Below are 14,969 nucleotides of genomic sequence, written 5' to 3'. Positions count from 1 at the left end.
CCCTTGCGGTTGGGGCGACGTGGGCGGACGTGGGGCGGATCGGGCCGCATCCGGCCCGGTCGCCCCACGCCCCTGTGCGGGAGAAGTCACCTGGCCGGTTTCGGTAGTGCGCAGGTGGCCTGGGCTGTTTTGGTCGGGTCGCTCTCCGAGCGGGCGGTGAGGATGACGGCGCCCGTGCGTTCGGCGTCCGGCTTGGCGGTGACGGCGACGTCGACGGGGACGGAGGTGCCGGCGGCCGCGACGGCGAGGCGGTTGGGGAGCCAGGCCGACCAGCCACGCGCCGAGGTGGTGGCGGTCAGGCGGTAGATGTCGGAGGACAGGTGCGGCTGGTTGCGCGGGTCGGGCTGCCCGGTGTTGGTGAGGCTGAAGGTGCACTCGGCCCGGCCCGGGGCGGGCGCGCTCGTGACGGAGCCCTTGCTGAGGGCGACCGCGCGGGTCTGCGGGCCGACTCCGTCCAGGGACTTGATGCCGATGTCGTACGAGAGCACGCCGGTGGTGTCGCGTCGCACGTTGAGGACGTAGAAGTGCAGCCGGTTGGCCTGGTCGACGTACTCGTACGAGCTGCCGGAGTTGGCCCCCGCGTGGAAGAGCGCGTCGCTGAGCTGCCGGTAGTCGCCCATCGTGATCTTCTGTGGCGTGCCGTCGGGGCGGATGAAGTCCACCAGGTTGATGTCTTCGGGGTGGGCGTCGATCACCCAGGCGAACGGCGCGCGGTCGGCGTTCTTGGTCTTGCTGAGGAGGACGCCGCTGTCCGGGGTGAAGGAGTCCATGCCCATGCGGTCGACGACCTCGACGGTGTAGTTGTCGTAGCCGCCGCCGTCGCACAGCGGGTCGGTGGCCCGGTCGCAGGCCGGGGACAGGTCGCGGGCCATGGTGATGTTGACGCCGGTCAGCCCTTTCTCTCCGGGCGGGGCGGAGCGGGCGGTGACACGGGCGACGACGGGGCCGGAGTTCTTGAGGGCATCGCGGTCCAGTCGCAGGACGTTCCTCTCGTCGACCATGCCGAGCTTGAGCTTGTCGCGCAGGACGTGCTGGGCGCCCATCGAGCCGCCCGCGGTGGCGGGTATCTGCCAGCGGGTGTGCGGTCCGCCGGGGCCGTTGAACGTGCCGCGCGAGAGCATGCCCCAGATGCCGGTGTAGGAGCGGCTGAGCGGCGTCCCGTAGGGGTTGTTGTAGTTGTCGCCGATGCCCAGGATGTGGCTGAGTTCATGGGCGAAGGTGGCCATGCCGGAGCTCTCGGCCTGGGTGGAGGAGCCGTTTGCGGCGTTGGGCCAGATACGGGCGGCCGCCTGCCAGGACGTCCACGGCACATAGCGGGTCCGTGCCGCGTTCAGTCCGGAGGCGATGGGGGAGGGGGGTCCCCAGGCGGCCGGTACGTCCTGGGCGGAGGCGAACTTCATCTGTCCGAACTCCTGCCAGGCGGAGGACTCGTCCACCCCGGCCATGAGGTAGAAGACGAAGTCGAACTCGGCGGCCTTGCCGGCGCCCACGTCGGCGACCCAGGCCCGTTTGCCGTCGGCGCGGATGTCCTTGCCGCAGGTCGCGCCCACGGGGCAGGCGTCGGGGTTCATGCCGGGCTCGATGCCGTACTGGTAGGACTTGCCCGGCATACGGTAGGCGCCGAAGGCGGTCAGGCCAACTCCGAAGCGGCCGCCGGAATCCTCCATCCAGTACTCGTTGATGGTGTGGCCGTGGTTGAGCGTGCCGGGCTTGTTGAGGAAGTCCTCGTAGAACTTGGGGACCTGGGCGCGGGGGATGCCGGCCGCGCTGGGCAGCGGATTGCCGAATTTGGCGGCGCCGGCGGGCTTGGTGACCGAGAAGTCCTCGTCGGAGTAGTCCAGCAGGACGAGGGCGCCTTTGAACTTGCGCTGAGTGGGCTGGCGGTTGGGGTTGGCCCAGTCCGTGCCCGGGACGGAGCGGTATTCGGCCCAGGTCATGTCGTCGGGGTTGCGCCAGTGCTGAGGGTCGAGCGGCCGGACCAGGGGCGCGCCCCAGGGCGCGGTATCCGGCGTAGCCCGGGCGGGCCCGGCTGCGACGGCTGCGACTAATCCGAGGAGCAGGATGACGACACTGGGTCGGCGCAGTCGACGGGGTCGATGCGGGCGTCTGCGGTGCACGAACATGGCTCACCTCTTGCCGGGAGTCATCAAGGTCACGGGGTGTGGTGAATGACAGGGCAGGGAATGGCGCGTCCATGACAAACGGTACGAACTGTGGTGCGGATGTGTCCCCGTGCCACGGTAGGGCCGTGGGCAGGTGTGACGCCAGAGTGCCTGCGCGAGCCTGACCGGTCGGCGGCCGAAGGCGGGCCATCGCGGCCGGAACATCCCGGCACCCGTCCGAGGCCCGGTGTCATGGCGACGCGACGCACCAGATGTGGCTGAGCCCCGCAGTCGGCGGGGATCGCCGACTGCGGCGCTCAGGCGTTTGGCCGGGTCGCGCCGTGACGATGGCGAGGAGGCCCCGTAGACGTCGCCGCCGCGGTTATGCGAGGCGGTCTGTGGCCGCGCGCCGAGTGAAGCCCATGTGCCAGTTGGTGATCCAGGTCTGTCCGTCGTCGAGGGAGAACGCCTGCTCCCAGTGGGCGCGGTCGGCGGTGATGCCGGACCAGATGAAGCGCGCCTTGACCTTGCGGCCGTCGTGCTCGTCGTCGACGTGGAAGACGCCGGTGCCGTCCGCGCCGAAACTGGAGATCGCGATGCAATGGCCAGTACGCCGAGAGCGTGTACTCGTACGCGAACGCGATCCGCACTCACGACGGCGGAACCCACGAAGAAGGCTTCCGGACCGCTCTGACGGCGGTCGTCAACCGGTATGCCCGGGACAAGAAGTTTGTACCTGTGGCGCCCGTCGCTCTACAAGATCAAGTGGGGCGCACCGCGTCCTGGGCCAGGTGACCCTGGACGACGCGGCCCAGGCCGACGACCTGTTCTCGGTACTGATGGGCGAGGACGTCGAGGCACGGCGCTCGTTCATCCAACGCAACGCCAAGGACGTCCGCTTCCTCGACATCTGAGTCGGCGTCCGCTGCGGACACCGCGCACCGGCGAGTCCGGGGGCCCCGCGCTCCGGTAGGCCCCTGGACAGCCCCCATTCCCTCTGCTCGTGACGCACAGGCCTGCCGCCGACATCGCCCTGTTCGTCGCGCCCGGCCCGCCACAGCTGTACTGGCGGCGGCCGCGGCCTGTTCCGCCGATTGCGGTGGCCGGACGTAGGTGCGCACCCGCCGTGCCGTGAGCCCCGCTACGGTGAGGCTATGGACGTGGGTCCGTCGGTCGTCCTAGATTCGTCCTGACGTGAGGTCAGCCAGGGGGCGGCGCAAACTTCAGGTGCCGGGGGATGCATGAGATTCGGCGTGCTGGGGCCGTTACACGCCCAGATCACCGGACACACGGTCCGGTTCAACGGGCCGAGACAGGCCAAGATGCTGGCAGCGCTCCTGATCGACGCCAACAACGTCGTCGCCATGGAACGGCTCGTCGACGTGATGTGGGACAAGAACGTGCCCGCCACTGCGGTCCGTCAGGTCCAGGACGCTGTCTCCGGGCTGCGCCGCAACCTCGTGGCATGCGGAGCGCCCGGCTCCGTGATCAGCACCCGGCGCGGCGGCTACGAGATCCACCTGGCACGGCACCAGCTCGACCTGCTGGAGTTCGACCACGAGCGGTACCTCGCCGAACAGCACACGGCCCCGGTCGATACGGCTGCCGCGCTGCGGCGGGCGCTGGCCTGCTGGCGGGGAAACGCCCTGGCCGACGTGTCCAGCCGGGCCCTGGAGATCGATGCGGCACGGCTGAACGAGAAACGCGCGGCCACGCACAAACAGTGCCTGTCCATCGAACTCGACCTGGGGCGTCATCGCGAGGTCATCGAGGAGCTGACCGCTCTGCTCCGCGAGCACCCCTACGACGAGTATGTCGCCGAACACCTGATGGTCGCTCTCTACCGGTGCCGGCGACAAGGCGAGGCGCTGCAGGTGTACGAGCGGCTGCGGCGGACACTGGCCGACGAACTCGGGGTCGATCCCACCCCGCCGCTCCAGGCCCTGCACCAGCGCATCCTCACCGCCGATCCCACCCTGGCGGCTCCGGGCCCGGCAAGCAGGCCCTCGGACACACCACCGGCGAGCCCTGGCGCGGCAGCCGCCCGGCCGGCCATGGCGATGCCGGTGCGCCAACTGCCGCTTGACGTCTCCGACTTCGTGGGCCGGACCGAGGCACTGGCCGAGATCGCCGGACTGCTCGACGGGTCGGCGTCGAACCGAGCCCGGGTGGCCGTCATCGTGGGCGGTCCCGGTGTCGGCAAGTCCTCCCTGGTGACGCACGCCGCGCGGCTGGCGAGCGCCGCATTCCCCGACGGCCAGCTCTACCTCAACCTCGCGGCGACGTCGGACGAGCCGCGGGACCCGGGGCTGATGCTGGCCGAGGCACTGCGCGCGCTCTCGATCGCCGGCAGCGCGATCCCGAACGGCCTGTCCGAGCGGGCCGCGCTCTACCGGTCGTTGCTGGCCGACCGTCGCATGCTGGTGGTGCTGGACGATGCCGGTCACGCCGATCAGGTGCTGCCCCTGCTGCCCGCGGCCGACGGTTGTGCCGTGTTGATCACCAGCCGCACTCTGCTGACGCAACTTCCCGGCGCTCGGCACATCGACCTGGACGTGCTGAGCCCGGCGGAGGCGCGGGAGTTGTTCACCGGAATCGTAGGCCGCCAGCGGGTCGAGCGGGAACCGGAGGAGGCCGACGCGATCCTCGACTGCTGCGGCAACTTACCGCTGGCGATCCGGATCGCCAGCGGCAAACTCACGGGCCGCCCGGCCTGGTCGCTGCGGGTGCTGCGGGAACGTATCGAGGATGAGTCACGGCGGCTGGCCGAGCTGCGGATCGGGGACCTCAGCGTGCGCGCCAGCGTCGAGCTGAGCCTGCGGCTGCTGTCGGCCGACGCGGTGCGCGCGCTGAGCCTGCTGGGTCTGCTCGGCGCGTACACCCTGCCCGGCTGGGTGGTCGGTCCGCTGCTGGACCGCTCGGACGGCGAGGAAGTGCTGGACACCCTCGTCGACGCCAGCCTGGTCCGGCTGACCGCCACCGACGCCCTCGGCGAGCCGCGCTATCGGCTGCACGACCTGATCAGGACCTGTGCGGTGGAGATCGCGGCCTCGATGCCGATGGCGGACAAGCGGGACGCGATCACCCGGGTACTGTCCGTCTGGCTTGACCTGATCGGGCGCGGCACCGATCGGCTGCCGGGCGGGCTGTTGGCCGCCGCTCCCGGCTTGGCACCGCGCCGGTCGCTGCCCGAGGGGATCGTGGACCGGCTGCTGGCCGATCCGGTCGGCTGGTTCGACACCGAACGCGACAACCTGCTCGGCGTGGTGAAACTGGCCGCGGACTGGGGCCTGGACGAGTTGGCCTGGGAGCTGGCGGCCGGCGCGGCGACCTACTACGACCACCGGTGTCTCTATCAGGACTGGCAGCACGGCCACCGGCTCGCGCTGGATGTGGCCGAGGCCGCCGGCAACGCGCGCGGCGCGTCGGTACTGCTGCGCGGTCTTGGCCAACTGCACATCTACCAGGACGAGTTCGATCGGGCCACTCGCGCCCTGGAGTCCTCCCTCGGGCTGTGCCAGGACGGTGGGGACAAACGGGGCGAGGCGCTTTCGATGGCCATGCTGAGTACGGTCAGCCGGGTACAGGGCCGCGACGACGAAGCCCTCGCACGCGTCGAGCGCGCGCTGGCCATCGCGGTCGGCGAGGGCGACCGGCACATCGAAGCGCAGCTGTCCTGCTCCATGGCCGTGATGAAGCTCATGCAGGGCGAACTCGACGAGGCGGAGTTCTGGTTCGACGCGGCCTTGACCCAGGCCAGGGCGCTGGGCGACGGGCATCGCGTGGCCGTGGTGCTGCGGCGGTTCAGTCGGCTGCACGACCGGCGCGGCGATCCGGACCAGGCGCTGCGCTGCCTGTGGCAGGCGTTGGACACTTTCGAGGAACTGGCCGACGAACGGTGCGCCGCGTACACGCTGCTGGAAGTCGGCCGCGTGTACGCCGGTCAACACGACCGGGACCGGGCGAGTCCGGCGCTGGAGCGCGCGGCGGATCTGTTCCACCGGCACGGCGACCGCCAGGACGAGGCCACGTGCTGGCAACTGATAGGCGACCTGGACGCCGCCGACGGCGACCACCGCCTGGCGGACCAGCACCGAGGGCGGGCGCAGCGGCTGTGGCAGATGATCGGCGACATGAACCAGACGGAAGCGCCGGCGCGACCATCGTCGCCGTGAGGCGGCCACGCCTGTGATGTCCGCTAAGTGATCACTGATGTGAGGTGGGACCGGATCGAGCCGGTGGCGCCGGCCGATCCGGTCCGTGCCCGCGGAGTGTGGGGGCAAAGGCGTAGGACAGGGATCAGAAGAAGGTCCTGAAGCGGGTGGAGTCGCTGCGCAGCGGCAGGGTGTGGGCCGGTTCGAAGGGGCGGGTGGTGCTGTCGCGGCCGGAGTAGAGCGCGGAGCCGGAGGCGCCGATGGCGTAGATGTCGGCCACGCCGTTGCTGTTCCTGCCCGCCGGGATGATGTGGGTGTACTTCTGCCAGCCGCCGCCGACCTTGCGACGGGCGGTGAAGGTGCCGTCGCCCTTGCCCAGGTAGAGCCAGAGGACACCGTCCTTGTCGCGGGCGAGGAGGTCGCCGCCGGAGGCGCCCGCGATGTTGCCCGGGGCGGTGAGGAGGTTGTAGACGCCCCAGCCGCCGCCGATCTTCTGACGGGTCTTGAAGGGGGCGGCGGCGTTGCCGGTGGAGGCGTAGAACCACAGCACACCGGCTCTGTCGGTGGCGAGGAGATCGCCCCGGCCGTCGCCGTTGAGGTCGGACCCGCCGGTGATCTGGGTGTAGACGTTCCAGCCGCCGCCTATCTTCGTGCGGGGCAGGAGCTTTTGGTGGTCGCTCTGGTGGAGCCACAGCACACCGTCACGGTCCCGGCCGACGACGTCGTCCGAGACTGAACCCGCCACGTTTCCGGGGGAGGCCATCAGCGTGTACGTGTTCCAGCCGGTGCCCAGGACGTCCGGCTTCGGGTCGTGGACGACCGGCGGGCAGCCCTCGTCATGGCAGTCGGAGCTGTTGCCCATGGCGCGCAGCTGGCTGAGGTCGTACGCGGAGAGGTTGCCCGAGCTGTCGCGGACGAGGGCGTCCGCGTGCGCGTTGTCGTTGAAGTCGCGTGGCGCGGTGCCACGGTTCACCGTGGTGGTACCGGTCTTCACGGCGGAAGGGCCGACACCGGATCCCGGGTAGGCGGTCATCTTCCAGGTGTACGCGCCGTTGTAGGCGCCGGTCACCTGGTCGAGGTTGCCGTCCCAGCGGATGTAGGTGTCGTAGTAGCTCCAGAGCGACACCGTGCGGCCGGTGGCCGTGTGGGTCAGGGTCAGTGAGACGCCCAGGTCCGGCTGGTTGGCCTGCCAGGTGACGCGCTTGTCGGTGCCGTCGAAGCGGTACTCGTCCGGAACGTTCACCTGCTTCAAGATCATTTCCAGGGGGTTCTGCCCGTCCCCGATCATGGTGGACACCGGGGTGCCGCTCGCGTCGAGCGATATACGGAAGAGGCCTTGGCCCTGCGCGAAGGTGCCGCCGGACACCAGGAGCGTGCCGTCGCCGACCGGGGCCACGACGCTCGCGAGGTCGAGGAGGGGGACCTTGCGGCCGTCCTTGAGCGACTTGAGGACGATCGGCTTGTTCGGGTAGGTGACCCCGTCCACGACGACCTTGTCGCCACCGGTGATCGCCAGCCAGTCGCCGCCCAGGGCGATCTGCGCCCGGTAGGGGAGGGTCTGGGCCTGCTTGGTCTTCCGGTCCACGATCCTGGTCTGGCCGTATGCCGGCTCCCAGAGCACGTGGCCGGGCGTGACCTGCGCGAAACCGCTGTAGCGGTCGAGGTCGTAGGTTTCGACGGTGGCGGCCGTGGCCACGTCGACCAGGGCGAGGTGGAAGCCGCTGTTGGGCGCCGAGGTCTGCACGGCGACCGTACCGGGTGCGGAGCCGTAGAACGTCCAGGGCACTCCGGCAGGCATCCCCGTCACCTTGCGGTCGACGACCTCGCCGCCGGGCGCCCGGCTCACGAGGTGGAGCTCCTTGGTGGCCGTGTCGACCATCACGAGCGTCGAGCCGTTGACCTCGCGCAGCTCGTAGGGGCTGTCGATGACGACAGGGGTGCCGCCGTTGGCCATGTCGTGGACGGTGTTGCGGGTTCCTTCGCTCGCCACGACGATGTCGGCTCCGGCAGAGCCCCGGTAGGTGACCCCAGGGCTCTTCGGGAACGTGGTGGTGGAGCCGTCGGCGTACCGCGTCCAGACTACGTCGTCCGTCCGGAGGGCGAGGAACCCGTTGGGTCCGGCGGTCACGAGGGCGCTGTTGACGAACGGGAAGACCGCGTCCCCGGCGCCCTGCCGCGCGACCGCGGCCGCACCGGCGGGGGCTGCCGTCGCGGCGGTGGCCGGGCCTGCGAGCGTGCCGGCGGCGGTGGCGGCCAGGGTGACGGCGATGGCGGCGGTCAGCCGGAGCCGGGGTGTGCGGACGTGGGCGCGTGACATGAGGTGGGCCTCCTCGGGCAAGAGCGTGCGGGTGCCGCGGGGCACGCGACGCCTACCAAGACCTGTGAGAAGGCTGGACGGTTGTACGCCCTATGCAACCGAATATCCCGAAACAACGGCTTTGTTCACCGCCGTTGGAGGCGCTCGGGAACGAAGAGGTGCGGTGCGTACCTCGGTGCGCACTGACCTCTTCGACGCCTGATCTGAACTCACGGTTGCACGGGAATCGACCTTCGTGGTCCCGACTCGGAGCGGTTCGCTCATGAAGGTGGTGCTGGCCTGTTGGACTGGTGCTGGTGTCCGGAGTCTCTAATGGACGCACCCTGGTAGGTCTCGACTACGAGGTTCAGCCGATGGTGTCCCGGTTTCCGCGGAGTGAGGCTCCACTGCCATTCAACGCAGTTGGTGCGTGTGAGGAGTTGGTGGTTCGAGCCGTTGAGTTCGATGTCGACGTCCCCGTCCGGAGCGGTGAGCTCGGCGCCCTGGGCTCCGCCCACCAGGAGGTTTCGACGTGCCACACCGTGATCCGGTGGGGGCTGCGTGCTGTCGAGGGCGCTGAGCGTCACCGTGAATTCGGAGGTGTCATTGACGTCCACAGGCGACGGCGGGTCGTAGCCCAACTGCCCTTCGAACAGCCCTGCCCTGTCCCGCTCGGCTTGCTTCTGGAATACGACCTGGTCCGATCCGCCTGACCTGCTCACACCGCCTGAACCGCCGGAAGTCTCCGAGCCGCCGTTATCCTCACCGCCAGAAGTCTCCGATCCGGCTGTATCCCGCCCAGAAGTGTCCGTATCGCCCGAAGCAGTGGACGTGTCCGTATCACCCGGACTGTCACCAGAGCCCGCATCGCAAGCCGTGAGCGCGATCAGCACGATGAGGAGGCCCGTGAGCAGCATCGCCGCCCGCAGCCAGATCCGCTGTCTCGGTTGAGGCACGAGGCCGACCCTAGTGCTCCGCCTGTTTGCGCACCTTGCTGGTAAGCCATGTGTCGGGCAAATCCCCCGGTGGGGATCGCCCGGTGCTGAGCCCGGGCGCGATCTGAGTCGAACTGCCCATCGTGTGCTTGCCATCGCGTCAAGAGTTGAGGGGACGAGGAATCGGGCACGCCTCACATCGCGCGCCCCATCGATGGGAGATTCCTCCACCGGCCCGAGCCGCAGATCGGCTGTCGCCCCCTCACCCGGCGTGCTGTCGCTGGTCGGAGGGGTCGGCCCCGCCCCTGCTGCCGCCCCGCATGGCCCGCCGACGTACTGCGCCCCCCGTCGCCCACCGGGTCTTCGGCTTACTTCGACTTGTCGAACACCTTGACCCCAAGGCCCCTCGACACGATTCTGGGAGCGCTCCCACGGGTTCAAGGCTTGTGCACAACCCCCATATCACCCTCCGAGCCGCCAAGGAGGCTCGCGCATGCCACCTGGAAAGAGAACACCCCCCGGCACGGGGCGGCGCAGTCACGGACGACGTCTGTGGACCTCGCTGATCGCGGCGATCGCCCTGCCGTTGGGCCTCGCCGCAGTCGGCCCCCCGTCTGCCAGCGCTGCCACGGTCGAGTGCAGCGTCGACTACAAGAACACCAACGACTGGGGCTCCGGCTTCACCGCCGATCTCACCCTCACCAACCGGGGCACCGCCCCGCTGGACGGCTGGACCCTGACGTACTCATACGTCGGCAACCAGAAGCTCAGCAACGGCTGGAACGGCGCCTGGTCGCAGTCCGGGACCGCCGTCACCGTCAAGAACGCCGACTGGAACAAGACGGTCGCGGCGGGCGCCGCCGTCTCCGTCGGCGGTCAGTTCAGCTACAGCGGTACGAACACGGCACCCACCGCCTTCGCCGTCAACGGCACGACCTGCGCCGGGGCCCACCAGCCGCCGGTCGCCGTGCTCACCAGCCCCGCCGCGGGTGCCACCTACACGGTCGGCGACACCGTTCCGCTCGCGGCCACCGCGGCCGCGGCCGACGGGGCGACCGTGGGCAAGGTCGAGTTCTACAGCGGCACCACCCTGCTCGGCTCCGACACCACGGCGCCCTTCACCCTCGGCGCCACCGGGCTCGCGGCGGGCGACTACTCGCTCTACGCGAAGGCCTACGACAGCCTGGGCGCGTCCGCCGAGTCCGCCCCAGTCGGCATACACGTCGCGGCGGGTCCGGCCGTTGTCGTCACACCCACGCAACTCGCCCTCCAGCAAGGCAAGTCGGGCACCTTGGACGTGAGGCTGTCGACGAAGCCGAGCGCCAATGTGACGGTCAGCGTCGCTCGTGCGTCGGGCAACAGCGGGCTCTCCGTCACGGAGGGGGCGAGTCTGACCTTCACCCCGTCCAACTGGAACACCGTCCAGCACGCCACCATCACCGCCAATGCCACCGGTACCGGATCCGCCGTCTTCGCCGCGACCGCCCCGGGCCACGCCAAGGCCGAGGCCACCGTCACCGAACTGGCCGCGTCGACGACGTACAACGCACGCTTCCTCTCCCTCTACGTGAAGATCACCGACCCCGCGAACGGCTATTTCTCGCCCGAGGGCATTCCCTACCACTCGGTCGAGACGCTGATCGTCGAGGCGCCCGACCAGGGGCACGAGAGCACCTCGGAGGCGTACAGCTATCTGATCTGGCTGCAGGCGATGTACGGAAAGGTCACCGGGGACTGGTCCAAGTTCAACGGGGCGTGGGGCGTCATGGAGAAGTACATGATCCCCACTCATGCCGACCAGCCCACCAACTCCTTCTACAGCGCCTCGAAACCGGCCACGTACGCGCCGGAGTGGGACCTGCCCTCCCAGTACCCGGCCAAGCTCGACACCGGTGTGTCCGTCGGGGCCGACCCGATCGCCGCCGAGCTGAAGAGTGCGTACGGCACGGACGATGTGTACGGAATGCACTGGCTGCAGGACGTCGACAACGTCTACGGGTACGGGAACGAGCCCGGCAAGTGCGAAGCGGGTCCGGCCGCGACCGGGCCCTCCTACATCAACACGTTCCAGCGCGGCGCCCAGGAATCCGTCTGGGAGACCGTGCCGCAACCGACCTGCGACACCTTCAAGTACGGTGGAAAGAACGGGTACTTGGACCTGTTCACCGGTGACAACTCCTATGCGAAGCAGTGGAAGTTCACCGACGCGCCCGACGCCGACGCGCGCGCCGTGCAGGCCGCCTACTGGGCCGACGTGTGGGCCAAGCAGCAGGGCAACGGCGGCGCCGTCTCGGACACCGTGTCCAAGGCCGCCAAGATGGGCGACTACCTGCGCTACGCCATGTACGACAAGTACTTCAAGAAGATCGGCGACTGCGTGGGGCCGACCGTCTGCCCGGCCGGCAGCGGCAAGAACAGTTCGAGCTACCTGCTGTCCTGGTATTACGCCTGGGGCGGCGCGACCGACACGTCGGCGGGCTGGGCCTGGCGCATCGGATCGAGCCACGTACACGGCGGATACCAGAACCCCCTCGCCGCCTGGGCGCTGAGCTCGTACGCCGATCTCAAGCCCAAGTCGGCGACCGGAGCGTCCGACTGGGGCACCAGTCTGGGGCGGCAGCTGGAGTTCTACCGCTGGCTGCAGTCCGCCGACGGCGCCATCGCGGGCGGCGCCACCAACAGCTGGCAGGGCCGGTACGCCGCAGCCCCGGCCGGTACACCCACCTTCTACGGCATGTACTACGACGAGGCCCCCGTCTACCACGACCCGCCGTCCAACCAGTGGTTCGGCTTCCAGGCGTGGTCGATGGAGCGCGTCGCCGAGTACTACAAGGAGACGGGCGACACGAAGGCGAAGGCCGTCCTCGACAAGTGGGTCGGCTGGGCGCTGTCCAAGACGACCGTCAACCCCGACGGAACCTTCCGTATCCCGGCCACACTGGAGTGGTCGGGCAAGCCCGACACCTGGAACCCGGCGACGCCCGGCGCGAACGCGGGCCTGCACGTCACCGTCACCGATTACACCGACGACGTCGGTGTGGCCGCCGCCTACGCCAAGACGCTGACCTACTACGCCGCCAAGTCCGGTGACACCAAGGCCGCGAGCACGGCCAAGGCGCTCCTCGACGGCATGTGGGACCACGACCAGGACGCGCTCGGCATCGCCGTGCCGGAGACCCGCACCGACTACAAGCGGTTCGGCGACCCGGTGTACGTGCCCAGCGGCTGGACCGGCACCATGCCGGGCGGCGAGAAGATCGACTCCCAGTCGACCTTCTCCTCCCTGCGGTCCTTCTACAAGAACGACCCGGCCTGGTCGAAGATCGAGGCCTATCTCGCGGGCGGCGCGGCGCCCGTCTTCACCTATCACCGGTTCTGGGCCCAGGCGGACATCGCGCTCGCCATGGGCTCGTACGCGGAGCTCCTGGAATAGCCCCGCCTCGCGGCTCCGCGTACCGGGCCGGAGGTACCCCTCCCGGGGTGCCTCCGGCCTGCTTCTTCTTGCCGCAGACGGGCGCCTTGCGTCCGGGCTGACAACCCGTCATCCGCGCTCTCCGAGGCGCATCCCACGGAAGGTCGGGGAAACCCCTTGCCCAATGGTCAAGAAGTGTTGACCATTGGGGGCATGCCAACCGATGATCTTCCCGAGACGTTCCACGTCACCACGGACGAGCAGCTACGCGCCGTCTCCAATCTCACGCGCCACCGGATCATGGCCGTGCTCCGCTTCGAGCCCGCGACGATCACCCAGATCGCCGAGCGAGTGGGCCTCGCGAAGGGGAGTTCCAGCTACCACGTACGACTGCTGGAGCGGGCCGGCCTGGTGAAGGTGGTGCGGACGCGGAAGGTGCGGGGTGTCACCGAGCGGTACTACGCCATGGCCGCGCGGTCGATCGAGCTGCCGGATCCGGGCGAGGGAGGTCCGGACATGCTGATGCGGCATGCGGTGGCCGACCTGGAGGCGGCGCCGGCGGACGGCCAGCGGCACGTACGGATGGCGCATCTGCGGCTCACCGATGAGCAGTTCGCCGAGCTGGGGGCGCGGCTGGAGGCGCTGGCGGACGAGTACCGGGAGCTGTCCGACCCGTCGCTTCCCGACGCGTCGCTCGTCTTCGCGTTGTTCCACCCGACTTCTCACGTGCAGGCCGAAGGGGACGCCAAGTGACCACAGACATTCGCAAGATGCCGACCGGGTTCGGACGGCTGTGGACCGCTCAGACGGTGTCCTCGCTCGGTGATGGGGTCTCGCACGCCGCGCTGCCGCTGCTCGCCTTGACGTTGACGCGGGACCCGATGGCGCTCGCCGTTGTCACGGCCGCCGGAACGCTGCCGTGGCTGCTCTTCGGGGTGCTCGGCGGTGCGCTGGTGGACCGCTGGGACCGTCGGCGCACGATGTGGGTCACGGACGCGCTGCGTGCGGTGCTGCTCGCGATACCGGCGGCAGCGGCCGCGCTCGACGTGCTGAGCATTCCCCTGCTCGCGGCCGTCGCCTTCCTCCTCGGCCTCGGCGGACTCTTCTTCGACACCGCCGCCACGGCCTATCTGCCGGATCTGCTCGGCCGCGACCCCGCGCACCTGGAGCGCGCCAACTCCCGTCTGCGCGGCGCCCAGACCGCCGCGTCCGGCTTCGCCGGGCCGCCCGCGGGCAGTGCCCTGCTCGCGCTCGGCCGGGCGGTTCCGCTGCTCGCCGACGCGGTGTCGTTCGCGCTCTCCGCGGCGCTCGTACGGTCGCTGCCCGCCACACCCCGGCCTGTACCCCAGGCCCGTGAGTCGCTGCTGAGACAGGCGCGGGCCGGCGCCTCGTACGTCTTCCGGGACCGGTTGCTGCTGGGGCTCGCGCTGCGTCCCGCGGTCGGGAACATCGCCTTCGTCGCGTTGGAGACCGTACTCGCCCTCTTCGCGCACGACCGTCTCGGCATCGGCGCCTTCGGCTTCGGCCTGCTGCTCACGGCGGAGGCCACCGGCGGGCTGCTCGGCGCGGGCATCGCCTCCTTCCTAGGCCGACGCCTCGGCACCGGCACCGCGCTGACCTGCACGGCCGCAATCGAGGGACTCGCCATCCTGGGCCTGGCCGCTGCCCCGAACCCGTACGTCGCCGGCCTCGCGCTCGCCGTCTGCGGAGCGGGCATGGGCGCCACGATGGTGCTCGCCCCCTCCCTCCGGCAGGCCATCGTCCCCGCCCACCTGATGGGCCGGGTCGCCTCCACCTCCCGCATGCTCGGCATGTGCGCCGCCCCGTTCGGCGCCTTCCTGGGCGGTTGGCTGGCCACCACCTACGACGTACGCACCCCGCTCTACACCGCCGCCGGCCTTCTCCTCGCCATGACCGCCGTCACGTCGACCATGACCACCAACCGCCGGGTGGAGGCGGCGCTGCGTGGCGCTGCCTCCACCGGCGGTCAAGGCCACCCGGAATCGGCAGACCTCGTTGAGCAGAGTGCCGTTTAGGGCTCCGCGGGAATGCGGCCACCCGCGACGCCCG

The 14,969-nt window shown here is 69.8% G+C and carries 7 protein-coding genes and 3 pseudogenes; 7 read left to right on the top strand and 3 right to left on the bottom strand.

The window, feature by feature from the left end:
• Positions 1-86: 86 nt before the first annotated feature.
• Positions 87-1,937, bottom strand: coding sequence for a M6 family metalloprotease domain-containing protein (locus BX283_RS03570; protein ID WP_257581866.1), 1,851 nt, complete (start codon positions 1,935-1,937; stop codon positions 87-89).
• A 777-nt stretch (positions 1,938-2,714) separates the two neighbouring features.
• On the opposite strand from BX283_RS03570, the pseudogene BX283_RS42390 reads away from it, so the two are divergent.
• The 4 genes and pseudogenes from BX283_RS42390 to BX283_RS42385 form a co-directional block, all read left to right on the top strand.
• Positions 2,715-2,897: pseudogene (locus BX283_RS42390) on the top strand (hypothetical protein); the annotation flags it as partial.
• Positions 2,873-3,016, top strand: a pseudogene (locus tag BX283_RS03560) (hypothetical protein); the annotation flags it as partial. The pseudogenes BX283_RS42390 and BX283_RS03560, both read left to right, overlap by 25 nt.
• Before the next feature lie 327 nt (positions 3,017-3,343).
• Positions 3,344-6,277: a BTAD domain-containing putative transcriptional regulator gene (locus BX283_RS03555; protein ID WP_101386201.1), complete on the top strand. Its 2,934-nt coding sequence runs from the start codon at positions 3,344-3,346 to the stop codon at positions 6,275-6,277.
• Between the two features lie 27 nt (positions 6,278-6,304).
• A pseudogene (locus tag BX283_RS42385) lies at positions 6,305-6,397 on the top strand (IS5/IS1182 family transposase); the annotation flags it as partial.
• A gap of 4 nt (positions 6,398-6,401) precedes the next feature.
• On the opposite strand, the gene BX283_RS03550 reads toward BX283_RS42385, so the two are convergent.
• Positions 6,402-8,573 carry a hypothetical protein gene (locus BX283_RS03550; RefSeq protein ID WP_101386200.1) on the bottom strand — a complete coding sequence of 724 codons (2,172 nt, stop codon included), beginning with the start codon at positions 8,571-8,573 and terminating at the stop codon, positions 6,402-6,404.
• A gap of 260 nt (positions 8,574-8,833) precedes the next feature.
• On the bottom strand, positions 8,834-9,508 hold the full coding sequence (locus BX283_RS39985) for a hypothetical protein (RefSeq protein WP_143676371.1): 675 nt from the start codon (positions 9,506-9,508) through the stop codon (positions 8,834-8,836).
• 472 nt (positions 9,509-9,980) lie between these two features.
• Between BX283_RS39985 and BX283_RS03540 the strand changes: the two genes are divergently transcribed.
• The 3 genes from BX283_RS03540 to BX283_RS03530 all read left to right on the top strand — a co-directional run bounded on the left by BX283_RS03540 (position 9,981) and on the right by BX283_RS03530 (position 14,935).
• Positions 9,981-12,920 (top strand): glycoside hydrolase family 48 protein, encoded by a 2,940-nt coding sequence (locus BX283_RS03540; RefSeq protein ID WP_101386198.1) that lies wholly within the window; start codon positions 9,981-9,983, stop codon positions 12,918-12,920.
• Positions 12,921-13,112: 192 nt separating this feature from the next.
• Positions 13,113-13,652: a transcriptional regulator gene (locus BX283_RS03535; RefSeq protein ID WP_101386197.1), complete on the top strand. Its 540-nt coding sequence runs from the start codon at positions 13,113-13,115 to the stop codon at positions 13,650-13,652.
• A 17-nt stretch (positions 13,653-13,669) separates the two neighbouring features.
• The gene (locus tag BX283_RS03530; protein ID WP_218976569.1) at positions 13,670-14,935 is read left to right on the top strand and encodes an MFS transporter; all 1,266 of its coding nucleotides are present in this window, start codon (positions 13,670-13,672) and stop codon (positions 14,933-14,935) included.
• Positions 14,936-14,969: the final 34 nt, after the last annotated feature.

Origin of the sequence: Streptomyces sp. TLI_146 (genome assembly GCF_002846415.1) — a bacterium.
Classification (GTDB): domain Bacteria; phylum Actinomycetota; class Actinomycetes; order Streptomycetales; family Streptomycetaceae; genus Streptomyces.
This window is presented reverse-complemented; position numbering and strand designations above follow the sequence as displayed.

What these genes read in the sequence shown, in the direction of transcription:
- BX283_RS03530 (WP_218976569.1), top strand. Translation starts at nt 13,670, where the DNA reads ATGCCGACCGGGTTCGGACGGCTGTGGACCGCTCAGACGGTGTCCTCG.
- BX283_RS03570 (WP_257581866.1), bottom strand. Translation starts at nt 1,937, where the DNA reads ATGACCTGGGCCGAATACCGCTCCGTCCCGGGCACGGACTGGGCCAAC.
- BX283_RS03535 (WP_101386197.1), top strand. Translation starts at nt 13,113, where the DNA reads ATGCCAACCGATGATCTTCCCGAGACGTTCCACGTCACCACGGACGAG.
- BX283_RS03540 (WP_101386198.1), top strand. Translation starts at nt 9,981, where the DNA reads ATGCCACCTGGAAAGAGAACACCCCCCGGCACGGGGCGGCGCAGTCAC.
- BX283_RS03550 (WP_101386200.1), bottom strand. Translation starts at nt 8,573, where the DNA reads ATGTCACGCGCCCACGTCCGCACACCCCGGCTCCGGCTGACCGCCGCC.
- BX283_RS03555 (WP_101386201.1), top strand. Translation starts at nt 3,344, where the DNA reads ATGAGATTCGGCGTGCTGGGGCCGTTACACGCCCAGATCACCGGACAC.